This is a genomic window from Bradyrhizobium sp. T-12 (assembly GCF_058314695.1).
The window spans coordinates 4,883,056-4,899,149 of record NZ_CM177756.1 but is presented as its reverse complement, the minus strand read 5'-3'; the positions used below and the strand labels follow the sequence as shown (position 1 = coordinate 4,899,149).

At 65.4% G+C, this 16,094-nt stretch carries 11 protein-coding genes, 1 pseudogene and 1 riboswitch; of the genes and pseudogenes, 4 read left to right on the top strand and 8 right to left on the bottom strand.

The window, feature by feature from the left end; translation table 11 throughout:
• Window positions 1-246: 246 nt before the first annotated feature.
• Together AC0WRY_RS23415 and AC0WRY_RS23410 are read right to left on the bottom strand one after the other, a co-directional pair.
• Window positions 247-414: a hypothetical protein gene (locus AC0WRY_RS23415; protein WP_491121134.1), complete on the bottom strand. Its 168-nt coding sequence runs from the start codon at window positions 412-414 to the stop codon at window positions 247-249.
• Window positions 415-567: 153 nt separating this feature from the next.
• Window positions 568-768, bottom strand: a complete 201-nt coding sequence (locus tag AC0WRY_RS23410; RefSeq protein WP_194403168.1) for a hypothetical protein — start codon at window positions 766-768, stop codon at window positions 568-570.
• A gap of 773 nt (window positions 769-1,541) precedes the next feature.
• Between AC0WRY_RS23410 and recA the strand changes: the two genes are divergently transcribed.
• Window positions 1,542-2,630, top strand: coding sequence for a recombinase RecA (recA, locus tag AC0WRY_RS23405; protein WP_126260835.1), 1,089 nt, complete (start codon window positions 1,542-1,544; stop codon window positions 2,628-2,630).
• Window positions 2,631-2,946: 316 nt separating this feature from the next.
• Here the strand turns inward: recA and gcvP are convergent, their stop codons facing one another.
• The 3 genes from gcvP to gcvT are packed head-to-tail and all read right to left on the bottom strand — an operon-like array spanning window position 2,947 to window position 7,358.
• On the bottom strand, window positions 2,947-5,814 hold the full coding sequence (gene gcvP / locus AC0WRY_RS23400; RefSeq protein ID WP_491121131.1) for an aminomethyl-transferring glycine dehydrogenase: 2,868 nt from the start codon (window positions 5,812-5,814) through the stop codon (window positions 2,947-2,949).
• 17 nt (window positions 5,815-5,831) lie between these two features.
• A complete protein-coding gene (gcvH, locus tag AC0WRY_RS23395; protein ID WP_194403166.1) occupies window positions 5,832-6,200 on the bottom strand; it encodes a glycine cleavage system protein GcvH in 369 nt (122 codons plus the stop codon).
• Window positions 6,201-6,209: 9 nt separating this feature from the next.
• Entirely contained in the window at window positions 6,210-7,358 is a 1,149-nt protein-coding gene (gene gcvT, locus AC0WRY_RS23390) for a glycine cleavage system aminomethyltransferase GcvT (RefSeq protein WP_491121128.1), read from the bottom strand.
• A 163-nt stretch (window positions 7,359-7,521) separates the two neighbouring features.
• Window positions 7,522-7,612, bottom strand: a riboswitch (glycine riboswitch).
• Window positions 7,613-7,846: 234 nt separating this feature from the next.
• Between gcvT and alaS the strand changes: the two genes are divergently transcribed.
• Both alaS and AC0WRY_RS23380 read left to right on the top strand, forming a co-directional pair.
• On the top strand, window positions 7,847-10,525 hold the full coding sequence (alaS, locus tag AC0WRY_RS23385; protein ID WP_491121125.1) for an alanine--tRNA ligase: 2,679 nt from the start codon (window positions 7,847-7,849) through the stop codon (window positions 10,523-10,525).
• Window positions 10,526-10,529: 4 nt separating this feature from the next.
• Window positions 10,530-11,756: a cyclic nucleotide-gated ion channel gene (locus tag AC0WRY_RS23380; protein WP_194403163.1), complete on the top strand. Its 1,227-nt coding sequence runs from the start codon at window positions 10,530-10,532 to the stop codon at window positions 11,754-11,756.
• 4 nt (window positions 11,757-11,760) lie between these two features.
• On the opposite strand, the pseudogene AC0WRY_RS23375 reads toward AC0WRY_RS23380, so the two are convergent.
• Both AC0WRY_RS23375 and AC0WRY_RS23370 read right to left on the bottom strand, forming a co-directional pair.
• Window positions 11,761-12,256, bottom strand: a pseudogene (locus AC0WRY_RS23375) (DUF3455 domain-containing protein).
• A 98-nt stretch (window positions 12,257-12,354) separates the two neighbouring features.
• Complete coding sequence (locus AC0WRY_RS23370; RefSeq protein WP_211418936.1) at window positions 12,355-13,569, bottom strand: NADP-dependent isocitrate dehydrogenase; 1,215 nt, start codon at window positions 13,567-13,569, stop codon at window positions 12,355-12,357.
• Between the two features lie 340 nt (window positions 13,570-13,909).
• Here AC0WRY_RS23370 and AC0WRY_RS23365 point away from each other — a divergent pair, with 340 nt between their 5' ends.
• Window positions 13,910-15,103, top strand: coding sequence for a TrmJ/YjtD family RNA methyltransferase (locus AC0WRY_RS23365; protein ID WP_491121122.1), 1,194 nt, complete (start codon window positions 13,910-13,912; stop codon window positions 15,101-15,103).
• A 241-nt stretch (window positions 15,104-15,344) separates the two neighbouring features.
• Here AC0WRY_RS23365 and AC0WRY_RS23360 read toward each other — a convergent pair whose 3' ends face one another.
• Complete coding sequence (locus tag AC0WRY_RS23360) at window positions 15,345-16,094, bottom strand: hotdog family protein (RefSeq protein ID WP_491121120.1); 750 nt, start codon at window positions 16,092-16,094, stop codon at window positions 15,345-15,347.

The window sequence follows — 16,094 nt, the reverse complement described above, 5'->3', positions numbered from 1 at the left end:
TGCGATGATCGCGGGCAACGGGCATGCCGCCAATCTCAAAACTGGAAAACAACCCCATGCACAGTAGGCCTCATGGAAATTTGTTGTTATTTCAATGGCTTATAGGTAGTGCTTAGATACCGTCATTGTGCGCGGCAGGCTGTATGAGCTCGGCGCGTCATCCCGCCATGCGCACCCACGCCCGGCGGCTGAAGCTCCTCCGACAGCGCCGTCGTCGTCGATTCCGAAGGCGAGTCTCGACAGGCTTCAGTGGACCTTGATTTCGTTCAGGGGAAGACGGAGCTCGCTGGCGCGCTCGTCGCGGTCCTTCTTGCGGAACTCGTTCTCCTTGCGCTCGAACTTCGTCATCTCCTCCTGCGCCGCCTGCAGCAGGGGTTTGCGCCTGGACGTTTCGCGGTGCTCGTTGTCCGTCATGACTGAGATCCCCAATAGTTGCGGTCTTGTCTTGGACAAGGCTGAGACCGCGAAAAGGTTCGGTGCCGCAGGATTGCGGAATTATGACGACGACAGGTCATAGGCCTTCGACGCACGTCAGCTTCGGTCGGGAGGAATGTCGTGGCCGCGCTGTTATTTCGGCGGTTGCAGCCCGGGGGATTTGACCCAGTCCTGCAGATGATTTGCCAACTCGGCCTGGCGCGCCTTCTTGAGCAGGGCATCCCGCTCTGGGCCGGGAGGCAGCCTGGCAGCGTCCTCCTTGACCTGCTTCACCCATGCGGAGAGCCGGTCTTGAAGGGTCAGTTGTTGCTTGAACCGTCGCCGCTTGAGCATGACCCGCCATTGTTCGTGCGAGGAAGGCGGGAGCGAATCGGCGTTCGCTTCACCGGTAGCTGCCGCGGGCCCTCGCGGATGATGATGGATTAGGATCCAGAAACGGAACGGCGTCTGTTCAATTGTGCGCACAACGCGCAGGGGCGAGCCGGGTTTGAAGATCGAGCTGTCGCCACCGGGTCGCTTGGCGGGGGTTTAAATACGGGCAGCACCCAAATCCGGTACTGGCCGAAATAGGCCACTCGCAAAATCAAATCAGGCCAGTGAAATTAATTCAGCCAACCGGTCCGGGGTTTGGCACGCCGTCATCGCTAAGCTGAGCCTGAACGTCTGGCCGCATCAGTGGCGCGAAGAGCATCCCGATCTCGCGCTTGAAGATCGGCAGTTTCCATATGGTCGAGGGGAAGCGCTTGCAGGTGAATTCGTCCGCCGAACGTTACCAGCGGGAACTGGCATATCTGCTCAGTATCCTTTGGATGAAAGAGGCCGCCCACTGAGGCGGCCTTACTTCTACGTGTTCCGCTTATAAATACACGCCAGCAGAACAAATTCGGACCTATTTATTTCGCGTCCGTTCTCGCCCGGAGAACTACGGATTTAGGACACGCCTAAAGTTAACTTAGGACACCCGGGGTCAAATACGGACAGTACCCCAAATCCGCAAAGAACATATTGCGAACCTAGAACAAATAGGGTACGTTGCTTTTATCGCCGAGCCGCCCTCGCAACCGTTTGTCCCTCACGCGAATCCTCGCCATAAGGAGCACGACCCAATGTCCGCAACTGCCCTGCGTATCGTCGAAGGATCCTCCATGGACAAGAGTAAAGCTCTGGCCGCCGCGCTCTCTCAGATCGAGCGCCAGTTCGGCAAGGGCTCGGTGATGAAGCTGGGCAAGAACGATCGGTCCATGGACATCGAGGCGGTGTCTTCGGGGTCGCTCGGGCTGGACATCGCGCTGGGCATTGGCGGCCTGCCCAAGGGGCGCATCGTCGAGATCTACGGGCCGGAATCCTCAGGTAAAACCACCTTGGCGCTGCATACGGTGGCGGAAGCGCAGAAGAAGGGCGGCATCTGCGCCTTCATCGACGCCGAGCACGCGCTCGACCCGGTCTATGCCCGCAAGCTTGGCGTCAACATCGACGAGCTCTTGATCTCGCAGCCGGACACCGGCGAGCAGGCGCTGGAAATCTGCGACACGCTGGTGCGCTCCGGCGCGGTCGACGTGCTGGTGATCGATTCGGTCGCGGCGCTGGTGCCGAAGGCCGAGCTCGAGGGCGAGATGGGCGATGCGCTGCCGGGTCTGCAGGCGCGGCTGATGAGCCAGGCGCTGCGCAAGCTGACGGCCTCGATCAACAAGTCCAACACCATGGTGATCTTCATCAACCAGATCCGCATGAAGATCGGTGTGATGTACGGCTCGCCCGAAACCACGACCGGCGGCAACGCGCTGAAATTCTACGCCTCCGTCCGCCTCGACATTCGCCGCATCGGTGCGATCAAGGAGCGCGACGAGGTGGTCGGCAACACCACGCGCGTCAAAGTGGTCAAGAACAAGCTGGCACCGCCGTTCAAGCAGGTCGAGTTCGACATCATGTACGGCGAGGGCGTGTCCAAGATGGGCGAGATCCTCGATCTCGGCGTCAAGGCCGGCATCGTCGAAAAGTCCGGCGCCTGGTTCTCCTATGACAGCCAGCGCCTCGGCCAAGGCCGCGAGAATTCGAAAGCGTTCTTGAAGGCCAACCCCGACATCACCGCCAAGATCGAGACCGCGATCCGCCAGAACTCCGGCCTGATCGCCGAGCAGATCCTGGCCGGCACGCCCGAGCGCGATGCCGACGGCGAGGAGCCGACGGACGAGTAGTTTTCGAGTACAGAGTTATCGCGAGGAGCGGGCATTGAGGACGTTGAGTTGCCGACGTCTTCGGTGCCCGTTTCGTGATGATCAGCACGACTTTCTGGAGTTGCTGGAACGGCAAGCCGCAGCAATGAATGAACCAGATTACGAGAAAGAAGCCGGGCCGTCAGAGGACGAACTCGGCGCAGAATGATGCTCAGAAACCGCCGTAGGGTTAGTCAAAGACGTAACCCACAACGTCCGTCTCCGCAGAAGTGAAGTGGTGGGCTACGCCGGCGGACAGCGCTTCGCGCCGCCGCCCGCTAAACCACCCTAAGAAACCTCACTCCGCCGCTTGCGCGTAATCGCTCACCGGCGGGCAGGAGCACACGAGGTTGCGGTCGCCGTAGACGTTGTCGACGCGCCCCACCGGGCTCCAATATTTGTCGGTGCGCGAGGTGCCCGCGGGGAAGCAGCCTTCGGCGCGGGTATAGGCGCGCTTCCAGTCGTCATCCGCGATATCGTGCACGGTGTGCGGGGCGTTGCGCAGCGGCGAGGCCTCGATCTTGAAGCGGCCGGCCTCGACCTCGGCGATCTCCTTCCGGATCGCGATCATGGCATCGCAGAAGCGGTCCAGCTCGGCCTTGGATTCCGACTCGGTGGGCTCGATCATCAGCGTGCCCGGCACCGGGAAGCTCATGGTCGGGGCGTGGAAGCCGTAGTCGATCAGGCGCTTGGCGATGTCGTCTACGGTGACGCCGGACGTAACCTTCAGCGGACGGGGATCGACGATGCACTCATGGGCGACGCGGCCCTTCTCGTTCTTGTAGAGCACCGGGAAGTGCGGATCGAGGCGCGCGGCGATGTAGTTGGCGTTGAGGATTGCGATCTCGGTGGCGCGCTTCAGGCCGTCGCCGCCCATCATCAGGATGTAGATGTAGGAGATGGTCAGGATCGACGCCGAGCCGAACGGCGCGGCCGAGACCGGACCGACCGGTGCATCGCCGTTCGTCGTGGGATGACCCGGCAGGAACGGCGCGAGATGCGCCTTCACTCCGATCGGGCCCATGCCGGGACCGCCGCCGCCATGCGGGATGCAGAAGGTCTTGTGCAAATTGAGGTGGCTGACGTCGGCGCCGTAATCGCCGGGCCTGGAGAGGCCGACCTGCGCATTGAGGTTGGCACCGTCGAGATAGACCTGGCCGCCATGGCCGTGCACGATGTCGCAGATCTCGCGGATGTGCTCCTCGAACACGCCGTGGGTGGAGGGATAGGTGATCATGACCGCGGCGAGGTCGTTCGAATGCTTCTGGGCCTTGGCGCGGAGATCGTTGACGTCGACGTCGCCGTTCTTCTCGCAGGACACCACCACCACGTCCATGCCGACCATCGCGGCCGAAGCCGGATTGGTGCCGTGGGCGGAGGAGGGGATCAGGCAGATCTTGCGGTGGCTCTCGCCGCGCGCGGCATGGTAGCCGCGGATCGCGAGCAGCCCGGCATATTCGCCTTGCGCGCCGGAATTCGGCTGCAGCGAGATCGCGTCATAGCCGGTGATGTCGCACAGCCACTTTTCCAGCCGTGCGAACAGCGCGTGATAGCCGGCCGCCTGCTCGCGCGGGACGAACGGGTGCAGCGTCGCGAATTCCGGCCAGGTCAGGGGCATCATCTCGGTGGTTGCGTTCAGCTTCATCGTGCAGGATCCCAGCGGGATCATCGCACGGTCGAGCGCGAGGTCGCGATCTGAGAGCTTGCGCATGTAGCGCAGCATCTCGGTCTCCGAGCGATGCGCGTGGAACACCGGGTGGGTGAGGAAAGCCGTGGTGCGCTTCAGCGCCTCCGGCAGCGCCTCGCGCGTGGTCGCGTCGATCTCGGCGTAGGACAGCGTGCCGCCGAACGCGCGCCAGACCGCTTCGACGGTCGCGGGCGTCGTGGTCTCGTCGAGCGCAATGCGCAGAGCGGTGTCACCGACGCCGAGATTGATCTTCTCAGCGGCCGCGCGCGCGACGATCTCGGCGCGCCTGGCGCCGGCATCGACGCTCAGCGTGTCGAAGAAGGCCTCCGACTGCGGCGCAAAGCCGAGCTTGCGCAGGCCGGCCGCGAGCACCGCGGCGCGGCGATGCAAATTGCGCGCGATTTGCGAGAGGCCCTCGGGGCCATGATAGACCGCATACATCGAGGCGATCACGGCGAGCAGCACCTGGGCGGTGCAGATGTTGGAGGTCGCCTTCTCGCGGCGGATGTGCTGCTCGCGGGTCTGCAGCGCGAGCCGATAGGCGGGTGCGCCGCGCGAATCCACGGAGAGGCCGACGATGCGGCCGGGCAGCGAGCGTTTGAGCACATCGCGCACCGCCATATAGGCGGCGTGCGGTCCGCCATAGCCCATCGGCACGCCGAAACGCTGAGCGGAGCCGATCGCGATGTCGGCACCGAGCTCGCCCGGGGAGGCGAGCAGCGTCAGCGCGAGGAGATCGGCGGCGAGAATCGCGAGCGCGCCCTTGGCTTTCAACGCTGCTATCGCGGGCCTGAGGTCGCGCACGGCGCCGGAACAGCCCGGGTATTGCAGCAGCGCGCCGAGCACGTCGGCCTTGTCGAGATCGGTGAAGGGATCGCCGACGATCAGCTTCCAGCCGAGCGGCTCGGCGCGGGTGCGCATCACCGCCAGCGTCTGCGGATGCACGTCCTTGTCGACGAAGAAGGCTTGCGCCTTGACCTGCGAATGCCGCTCGGCGAGCGCCATGGCTTCGGCCGCCGCGGTGGCTTCATCGAGCAGCGAGGCGTTGGCGACGTCGAGCCCGGTGAGGTCGCAGATCATGGTCTGGAAGTTGAGCAGCGCTTCCAGCCGGCCCTGGCTGATCTCGGGCTGATAGGGCGTGTAGGCCGTGTACCAGGCCGGGTTCTCCAAAATGTTGCGCTGGATCACCGCGGGCAGGATCGTGCCGGAGTAGCCTTGGCCGATCAGCGAGGTGAAGACCTGGTTCTGTCGCGCCAGCTCGGCCATGTGCGCGATCGCCTCGGTCTCGCTTAGCGGCTTGCCGAGATCGAGCGGCGCGGCCTGCCGGATCGAGGCCGGCAGCGTCTCCGCCATCAAAGCATCGACGCTCTTTGCGCTGACGGCCTCCAGCATGGCGGCCACATCGCGCGCCGAAGGGCCGATATGGCGGCGAACGAAACTGGCGGCGGTGTCGCCGTTGGTCTTGCGGTGCGCGGTCATCGCTTGCTCCATCGTCCCTAAGCCGTATGTGCCTTGTACGCAGCTTCATCCATGAGGCCGCCGAGCTCGTTCTTGTCGGCGATCTTGATCTTGAAGAACCAGGCCTTGCCTTGCGCATCCGAGTTCACGAGCGCCGGCTCGGCCGCGAGCTCAGCATTGGTCTCGAGCACCTCGCCGGTGACAGGCGCGTAGACGTCGGAGGCGGCCTTAACCGATTCCACCACGGCGGCGGCTTCCGCCTTCTTCAGCGTGCGGCCGACCTTGGGCAGCTCCACGAACACGACATCGCCGAGCTGCTGCTGGGCATAATCGGTGATGCCGACGGTCGCGACATCGCCGTCGATCGCCAGCCATTCGTGGTCGGAGGTGTACAGCGTCGTGGTCATTTCAAGTCCTCAGCGTTTGTAGGTGTTTTTCACGAAGGGCATGGCGGCGACGGTGAGCGGCAGCCGCTGGCCGCGCACCTCGGCAAAGAGTTTCGTATCGAGCGCGCTCATGGCCGTGGGCACGTAGCCCATCGCGACCGGCGCGTTCAGGGTCGGCCCAAAACCGCCCGAGGTGACCTTTCCGATCGGCTCGCCGGAGGCGGCGTCCGCAAACAGCAGCGCGCCTTCGCGCACCGGCGCGCGGCCTTCGGCACGCAGACCGACGCGGCGGCGGGATGCCCCGTTGTCGAAATGGGCGAGGATTTTCTCAGTGCCGGGAAAGCCGCCGGCGCGCGCGCCGCCCTTGCGGCGGCTCTTCTGCACCGACCATTCCAGCGCCGCCTCGACCGGCGTGGTCGCGGTGTCGATGTCGTGGCCGTAGAGGCAGAGGCCTGCTTCCAGCCGCAGGCTGTCGCGGGCGCCAAGGCCGATCGGCATCACGTCGGGGTTTTCCAGCAGCGACTTCGCGAGCCGCTCGGCATCGGCGGCCGGGATGGAAATCTCAAAACCGTCCTCGCCGGTGTAGCCGGAGCGCGAGACGAAACACTTGATGCCGGCGACCTCGTGCGGGCCGGCAACCATGAATGTCATGGCGGGCGCCTCTGCACAGAATTTCGCCAGCGCCGCTTCCGCCTTCGGGCCCTGGAGCGCGATCAGCGCGCGGTCCTGGAGCGAATCGATGATGCAATCGTCCGAGAGATTCGCGCGCAGATGCGCCTCGTCCTCCGCCTTGCAGGCGGCGTTGACGACCAGGAACAGGTGGTCGCCGAAATTGGCGACCATGAGATCGTCGAGAATGCCGCCGTCCGGATTGGTGAATTGGGCATAGCGCTGCCGGCCGGGCGCGATCGCCAGAATGTCCTGCGGCACCAGCCGCTCCAGCGCACGGGCGGCGTCCTCCACCTTGCCGGATTTCGGCCGTAGCGCTAGCTGGCCCATATGGGAGACGTCGAACAGGCCGGCGGAGCTGCGGGTCTGGAGGTGCTCCTTGAGCACGCCCGCGGGGTATTGCACGGGCATCTCATAGCCCGCGAACGGCACCATCTTGCCGCCGAGCGACACATGCAGATTGTAGAGGGGGGTACGTTTCAGGGAGTCTTTGTCGTCACGCGCCAGCATCGCAGGGGCCCTCGGCGGTTCCCCGGGGACGATTCCCCGAGACAAACCAGTCGAAGCCCCATCTGTCGCTGTGCCTGAGAGTATTATCCCGTCGGCGGACGCTATCCGGGCCAACCTTCCTTAGAAGGTATTCGCCCGTCGGCGCCTCTTTCCAGATGTCGTCAAAGCCACGCGGTCCTTTTGCCTGAGAGTTTCCGGGGCGGTTGCTCCTTCGGCGCCGGCTGCCTAAAGCCGGTCTCTCCCGACGTGGCCGTACGATACAAATGGGTAAAGACCACAGGCTGGCCAAGCCTGTCAACGCGGCATCCGTGCCTTTCAACGGGATTGCAAGGGGGACTGAGCGCCTGCGGCAACCCTCTGATCTCTCTGCACAGTTTCTGGACAGCGAAGCTGGCCTTGTCTAAAAGCGCTTTGGCCCGCAGATATCAGCCCAAACGCGCGGTTTGGATGGCTGGGAAGCGGGTCCAAGCATACCCGATTGGATGAACATGAGCGGCGTCAACGAGATCAGGTCGACCTTTCTGAACTTCTTTGCCGAGAACGGCCACGAGATCGTGTCGTCCTCGCCCCTCGTGCCGCGCAACGATCCGACGTTGATGTTCACCAATGCCGGCATGGTGCAGTTCAAGAACGTCTTCACCGGCGTCGAGAAGCGGCCCTATCAGCGCGCCACCACGTCGCAAAAATGCGTGCGCGCCGGCGGCAAGCACAACGACCTCGACAATGTCGGCTACACCGCGCGCCATCTCACCTTCTTCGAGATGCTCGGCAACTTCTCGTTCGGCGACTATTTCAAGGAGCGCGCGATCGAGCTGGCCTGGAAGCTGATCACCAAGGATTTCGGGCTCAAGAAGGACAAGCTGCTCGTCACCGTCTACCACACCGACGACGAGGCGCACGGGCTCTGGAAGAAGATCGCCGGCTTTTCCGACGATCGCATCATCCGCATTCCGACCTCGGACAATTTCTGGGCGATGGGCGACACCGGCCCGTGCGGCCCGTGCTCGGAGATCTTCATCGACCGCGGCGATCACATCTGGGGCGGGCCTCCCGGCACGCCGGAAGAGGACGGCGACCGCTTCCTCGAATTCTGGAATCTCGTGTTCATGCAATACGAGCAGGTGACGAAGGAGGAGCGCGTTGACCTGCCGCGTCCCTCGATCGACACCGGCATGGGCCTCGAGCGCATGGCCTGCATCATGCAGGGCGTCGACAGCGTGTTCGAGACCGACCTGTTCCGTCACCTGATCGACGCGACCTCGTCCGCGCTCGGCAGCGGGCCGAACGAGCAGAACGTCGCCTCGTTCCGCGTCATCGCCGACCATTTGCGCTCCTCGGCCTTCCTGGTCGCGGACGGCGTGCTGCCCTCGAACGAGGGCCGCGGCTACGTGCTGCGCCGGATCATGCGCCGCGCGATGCGCCATGCGCAACTGCTCGGCGCCAAGGAGCCGTTGATGCATCGCCTCGTCTGGGCGCTGGTGCGCGAGATGGGCCAGGCCTATCCGGATTTGATGCGCGCCGAAAATCTTATCGAGGAAACGCTGCGGCTGGAAGAGACCCGCTTCCGGAAGACGCTGGTCCGCGGCCTTGCCATCCTCGACGAGAAGAGCGCGTCGCTGAAGAAGGGCGACATGTTCGACGGCGACGTCGCCTTCACGCTGTATGACACCTATGGCTTCCCGCTGGATCTGACGCAGGACGCGCTGAAGTCGCGCGGCATCGGCGTCGACCAGGCCGCGTTCACCGACGCGATGGAGCGGCAGAAGGCCAAGGCGCGCGAGTCCTGGAAGGGCTCTGGCGAAGCTGCGTCCGAAGCGATCTGGTTCCCGCTGCGCGAGAAGCTGGGTGCGACCGAATTCCTGGGCTACGAGACCGAGAGCGCCGAGGGCGTGGTGTCCGCGCTGGTGAAAGATGGTGCGGTGGTCGCAAGCCTCAAGGCCGGCGAGACGGGCGCGATCGTGCTGAACCAGACGCCGTTCTATGCGGAATCCGGCGGCCAGGTCGGCGACACCGGCGTGCTCACGGGCGAGGGCGGCATCAAGTTCCGCGTCGCCGACACCCAGAAGAAGCTCGGCGATTTCTTCGTCCATGTCGGCACCGTCGAGAGCGGCGAGCTGAAAATCGGCACGGCGCTGCAGCTCGAAGTGGATCATTCGCGGCGCTCCTCGATCCGCGCGCATCACTCGGCGACGCATCTCATTCACGAGGCGTTGCGCCAGGTGCTCGGCGATCACATCGCCCAGCGCGGCTCGATGGTGGCGCCGGACCGCCTGCGCTTCGACTTCGTGCATCCGAAGCCGATCACGGCGGAGGAGCTCGCGCGCGTCGAGGACATCGCCAACGACGTGGTGCTGGAGAACGACGAGGTCACCACGCGCGTGATGGGCGTCGATGAAGCCCGCGAAGCCGGTGCCCGCGCCCTGTTCGGTGAGAAATACGGCGACGAGGTCCGCGTCGTCTCGATGGGCCGCACCGCGCGCGAGCGCGGCACCAACGCGCTCGGCTGGTCGGTCGAGCTCTGCGGCGGTACGCATGTCAAGCGCACCGGCGACATCGGCCTGATCACGCTGACGAGCGAGAGCGCGGTCGCCTCCGGCGTGCGCCGCATCGAGGCGCTGACCGGCAACTATGCGCGCCGGCACGCCAACGACACCATGGCGCTGGCGAAGACCGCGGCGAGCGAGCTGCGTACCTCGCTCGACGACGTCCCGGCGCGCATCGCCGCGCTGATGGAAGAGCGCAAGAAGCTCGAGCGCGAGCTCTCCGACGCCCGCAAGAAGCTGGCGATGGGCGGCGGCGTCTCGAGCGGCGATGGTGCAGCGGCCAGCGTGCGCGAGGCCGGCGGCGTCAAGCTGATGGCGCGCGCGGTCGAGGGCATCGAGATGAAGGATCTCAAGAGCCTCGCCGACGAGGCGAAGAAGCAGATCGGCTCCGGCGTCGTCGCCATCGTCGGCGTCACCGAGGACGGCAAGGCGGGTGTCGTGGTCGGCGTCACTGCGGACCTGACCGCGCGCTTCAACGCCGTGAACCTGGTGCGCGTTGCCTCCGAGGCGCTCGGCGGCAAGGGCGGCGGCGGCCGGCCCGACATGGCGCAGGCCGGCGGCCCCGATGGAGCCAAGGCGACCGACGCACTGGCGGCGATCGAAAAAGCGATGGGGGCTGCGTGAAGCCATGCGCCCCGGTCCGCGAGGGCGTGGGCTTCGCGATCCCGATGTGAGGGATCGCCTCTACGAATTGCTGGAGCACGACCCGCTGGCCTATTCGGCCGGGTCGCGCTTCATCCAGATCATCATCGGCGTCATCGTGCTCAATGTGGTCGCGATGATCCTCGCTTCGGTGCCGGAGCTGGACGCGCAGTTCGGCGCGCTGTTCGAAGCCATCACCATCATGTCCGTGATCGTGTTCGCGCTGGAATATCTGGCGCGGCTGTGGACCGTGGCGGGCCACACTCCCCGCAAGGCGTCCGCGCTGTCCGACCGGCTCGGCTATGCCCTGTCGGCGCTCGGCATCATCGACCTCATGGCATTCCTGCCTGCGGCCATCGTGCTCGCCACCGGCCGGCACGCGACGCTGGCAGCGCTCGGCGTGCTGCCGTTCTTCAAGCTGATACGGTACTCGCCGGCGATGCGCTCGCTGCTCGCCGCCGTGCATGCCGAACGGCGGGCGCTGATCGGCTGCATCGTCATCTTGATCGGCGCGGTCCTGACCTTCGCCTCGCTGCTCTACGCCATCGAGCGCGACGTGCAGCCGGACAAGCTCGGCACCATCCCGCAGGCGATGTGGTGGGCGATCGTGACGCTCGGCACCGTCGGCTATGGCGATGTGGTGCCGGTGACGCCGCTCGGCAAGCTCGTCTCCACCTTCGCCATCATCTCGGGCTTTGCGATGATCGCGCTGCCGGTCGCGATCATCTCGACCGCCTTTGCCGAGGAGGTGAAGCGGCGCGACTTCGTCGTCACCTGGGGCATGCTGGCGCGGGTGCCGCTGTTCTCGCATCTGTCGGCCGCGGAGATCGCCGACATCATGCGGCTGCTGCGCGCGCGCACGATCGAGCAGGGCGAGATCCTGGTGCGGCGGGGTGATGCAGCGTCCTCGATGTATTTCATCACGGCCGGCGAGGTCGAGATCGCGCTGCCGAGCCAGCATGTGCGGCTTGCCGACGGCACCTTCTTCGGTGAGATCGCGTTGCTGCATAAAACAAAACGCAGCGGCACGGTGACGGCGACGCGCAAGACGCGCCTGCTCGTGCTCGACGCCCAGGATTTTCACGCCTTGATCGCGCGCATGCCGACGCTCGCCGACCACGTCCACGAAACCGCCAAGGCGAGGCTCGCCGACACCGGCGACCTCGCGCTGGCGGAGCTGGCGCAGGCGGAGAAGGACGACACCGACCGCTGAGCGGTCAGCCCTTCTTCAGGAAAACATACTCGGCCGTGTAGGGTGCGCTTCTGAACGCGCCGGCCTTGTCGCAAGCACTCGTCGAGCTTGCCGCCATGGGTATTGATGCGCTGGACCGTCGTGACCGGCGTCAGGGTGCCGCTGCCGCGGCGGGCGGTGACCTCCAGCTTCAGCCAGGGGATGTCGGCCGCCGTCGCGCCGGGCGCGTTGCCGGCGGCCTTGCCGACCACCGCACTGCCATCGGTGAGCTCCCAGTTCGGGCCGGCATAGTGTCGTCCGACCGTCTTGCCCTCGGACAGCAGCGTCGCGATCGGCTCGCGGAAGGCCCAGCCGAGCTTGCCGTCGGCGCCAGCCTTGCACTCATAGACCTGCGCGCCCTCGGCGTGGACGCTGAGCACGATGCTCTCGCCGGGGGCTGCGATGGCGTCGGGAAGCGGGTCGGCGGCCAAAGCCGGGCCAGCGAGCAGCAACAGGCAGGGGACGGCAAGCTTGATCGACATGGTCGCATCTCCGCGCGGGGGCCTCAAAAGAAACGGGCCGCGCTTGAAGGCGCGGCCCGTGATGATGTCTGGCCCAGTCGGGCGAAATTGCGGTCGGCTTACGCCGCCAGCTCCTTGGTGAGGTTCTCGGCGACCTTGTCGAGGAAGCCGGTGGTCGAGAGCCAGCGCTGGTCGGCGCCGACCAGCAGCGCGAGGTCCTTGGTCATGTAGCCGGCCTCGACGGTGTCGACGCAGACCTTCTCCAGCGTGTTGGCGAACTTGGCGAGCTCGGCATTGTTGTCGAGCTTGGCGCGGTGGGCGAGGCCTCTCGTCCAGGCGAAGATCGACGCGATCGAGTTGGTCGAGGTCTCCTTGCCCTTCTGGTGCTCGCGGTAGTGGCGGGTCACCGTGCCGTGGGCTGCTTCCGCCTCGACGGTCTTGCCGTCGGGGGTCAGCAGCACCGAGGTCATCAGGCCGAGCGAACCGTAGCCCTGCGCGACCGTGTCGGACTGCACGTCGCCGTCGTAGTTCTTGCAGGCCCAGACATAGCCGCCGGACCATTTCAGCGCCGAGGCCACCATGTCGTCGATCAGGCGGTGCTCGTAGGTCAGACCCTTGGCGTCGAATTCCTTCTTGAACTCGCGGTCGAAGATGTCCTGGAAGATGTCCTTGAAGCGGCCGTCATAGACCTTCAGAATCGTGTTCTTGGTCGAGAGATAGACGGGGTAGTTGCGCAGCAGGCCGTAGTTGAACGAGGCGCGGGCGAAGTCGATGATGGAGTCGTCGAGATTGTACATCTCCATGGCGACGCCGGCGCCGGGGGCCTTGAACACTTCCTTCTCGATCACGGTGCCGTCCTCGCCGACGAACTTCATCGAGAGGGTGCCCTTGCCCGGGAACTTGATGTCGGTGGCGCGGTACTGATCGCCATAGGCGTGGCGGCCGATGATGATCGGCTTGCTCCAGCCGGGAACCAGGCGCGGCACGTTCTTGCAGATGATCGGCTCGCGGAAGATGCAGCCGCCGAGGATGTTGCGGATGGTGCCGTTCGGCGACTTCCACATCTGCTTGAGGTTGAACTCCTTCACCCGGGCTTCGTCGGGGGTGATGGTGGCGCACTTGACGCCGACGCCGACCTTCTTGATGGCCTCGGCCGCGTCGATCGTGACCTGATCGTTGGTGTGGTCGCGGTATTCCATGCCCAGGTCGAAATAGAGCAGCTCGACATCCAGGAACGGGTTGATCAGCTTGTCCTTGATGTACTGCCAGATGATCCGGGTCATCTCGTCGCCATCGAGTTCGACGACGGGATTGGATACCTTGATTTTTGCCATGATCGGGGAAGCCTCTTGGAACGGCGCTTTTGACGCGCCACGGGAATATCCGCCGCCTCTTAGCACCCAGACGCGGCGGGCGAAAGCCAAGGGATTATGCACTTTTAGCTCATCCAGCTTCCCCAGACGGGGGGCGGGGAGCCGCCCTGCCGCAGGGCCGAATCCGGGGGATCCCGCATCGATTCAAAAGTCGAATCCAACCCGTTATTTCCCTTGAGAATTTCGTCAGGACAGGCAAACGACAGACCGCGAGGGCAGGCCCCGATCCTGGGGCCGCCCTGAATCAATTCCTCAGGCGGCCTTGCCAAGGCCTTGAGACGAAGCGTGAAAGCGAAGCGAGATGTCGGGGACTGACAAGAGCAAAACGGGCCTGTCCCTCGGCGGTCCCATCGTGATCCTGGTCGAACCGCAGCTCGGTGAAAACATTGGCATGGCCGCGCGGGCCATGGGCAATTTTGCGCTGTCCGCCCTTCGCATCGTCAACCCCCGGGACGGCTGGCCCAACATCGCCGCCCAGCGCGCCGCGGCCGGCGCCGACCACATTCTGGAAAAGGTCGAATTGTTTGGCACGGTGGAAGAGGCGGTCGCCGACCTCGACCTCCTGTTCGCCACCACCGCGCGCCCTCACGACCAGGCCAAGCCGGTGGTCGGGCCGGAGGCTGCGGCCAGCGAGATCGCCGGGCACGTCGCCGCAGGAGGCAAGGCCGGTATCCTGTTCGGCAGGGAGCGCTGGGGGCTGACCAATGAGGAGGTCGGGCTCTCCAACCGCATCATCACCTTCCCGGTCAATCCGGGCTTTGCCTCGCTCAACCTCGCCCAGGCCGTGCTGCTGGTCGGCTATGAATGGTTCAAGCGCGCGACCTCCGGCGAGCTGCCGCACGCCATGCCGGAGCGCTCCGAGCGCGCCTCGCAGCACCAGATGCAGGCCTTCTTCGACAACCTCGTGCGCGAGCTCGACAAGGTGGAATTTTTGCGGCCGGCCGAGAAGCGCGACACCATGCTGGTGAACCTGCGCAACATCTTCACGCGGATGGAGCCGACCAAGCAGGACATGCACACCCTCCACGGCGTGGTGATGGCGATTGCCGAGGGGCGCAAGGGACCGGCCAAGGGCGGCGTGCTCGACGGCGAGCAGGCGACGCGCCTGCGCGCACTGCTGGCCGAGCATGGCAGCGGGACGCCCGACAGCGGCTCGACCGTGCGCGGCCTCGCCCGTCTGCTCCGCCGCAACCCGACCGACGCCGAGCGGCTGCTCTGGCAGGCGCTGACCCGCGACCGCCGCTTCGCCGGGCAGTTCAAACGACAGACCCCGGTCGGGCGGCACATCCCGGACTTCGTCTCCTTCCCGCACCGGATTGCGATCGAGCTGGTCAACCCGGGCGAGGGCGAGGCGATCGCGGCCGACCGTGCGGGGCGGCGGAGCTGGCTGGAAGCGCGCGACTATCGGGTGCTGGACATTCGCGCCGCGGATGTGGAGAGGGATCTGGAGGCGGAGTTGGTGCGGCTGCAGGAGATGGTGGAGCAGGCAACGTAGGTGCCGTCGCGGAAGGTCTCGCAGGGTCGGCAAAGCGACTTGTCCGCCGTAGCTCGAAGAGCGAAAGCGAAAATGTACCCACCCTCTCGATCAAGGGAGCTGAAACAGAAGTCGTGGACACACCCCGCGGGACCGCGCTTGTAGTTCGCAGGGCGGTTGGCGTAGCGTAACCCGCCTCTTTGCGATCCGAACGGAAAGAGCCGTGCTGGATTATGCCTTCGGCTACTCCACCCTCACGCATCTATCGCCCGAGCAGCACGTCGCGCTCCACTGCGATCCATGTTGTCCGCGCTACCGCCAGCAACCTGCCACCTTCATCATGCAGCGCCGCGTCCGCGGTCCGCTTGCGGCCGTCGCGGCCGGTGGGCCAGGCCGTGATGATGCAGGGCTCGCCGGGGCGGGGGCGGGCCTCGATCCGGGCCGCCATCCGTCCGAGAAGGAGCGGTGTCTTGTCGTAGGTGCCGCTCTGCTGATTGCAATTGCAGGCGAAGCCGGTGGGGCAGTCGAGCGCCGACCAGAGGAATTCAGAAGCGACCAAGCCGTCCTCGGCGGCGAGGTCCGGATCCGGCGTCCAGCTCGCCGCAAGAACGGCGTTCTCTCGCCGGCGGCTGAGCGGCCCGGTGAAGATGCGCAGGCCGTCGCCTTGCGCACGCGCGGGGCCGCAGACGAAGCAGTTCGGCAGCGGATGCTCTTGCGGTTCGAACAGCGCCAGCAATCCGGCCGCGCGAGCGTCCTGCAGGCTGGCCGTCTCGATCCGGGTGAGCCCGACATTCGCCGCCCTGCCTGTCGCAACGACCTTGGCGCCGTCGCGAAGCTCCCACATGCCGTCGTCGGTCGCGGCCGCATCGAGCGGCGTGTCCAGCGGAGGCGGCGCGCGCAGCGTCACCTCTGCGCCGCCGGGAATGTGCCGGGCGAGCCGGCCGCAGACATAGCCGCCGTTGCCGGAGTTCGGAGGGCCGCAATAGCGCTTGGCGATGATGATTTCTGTCAA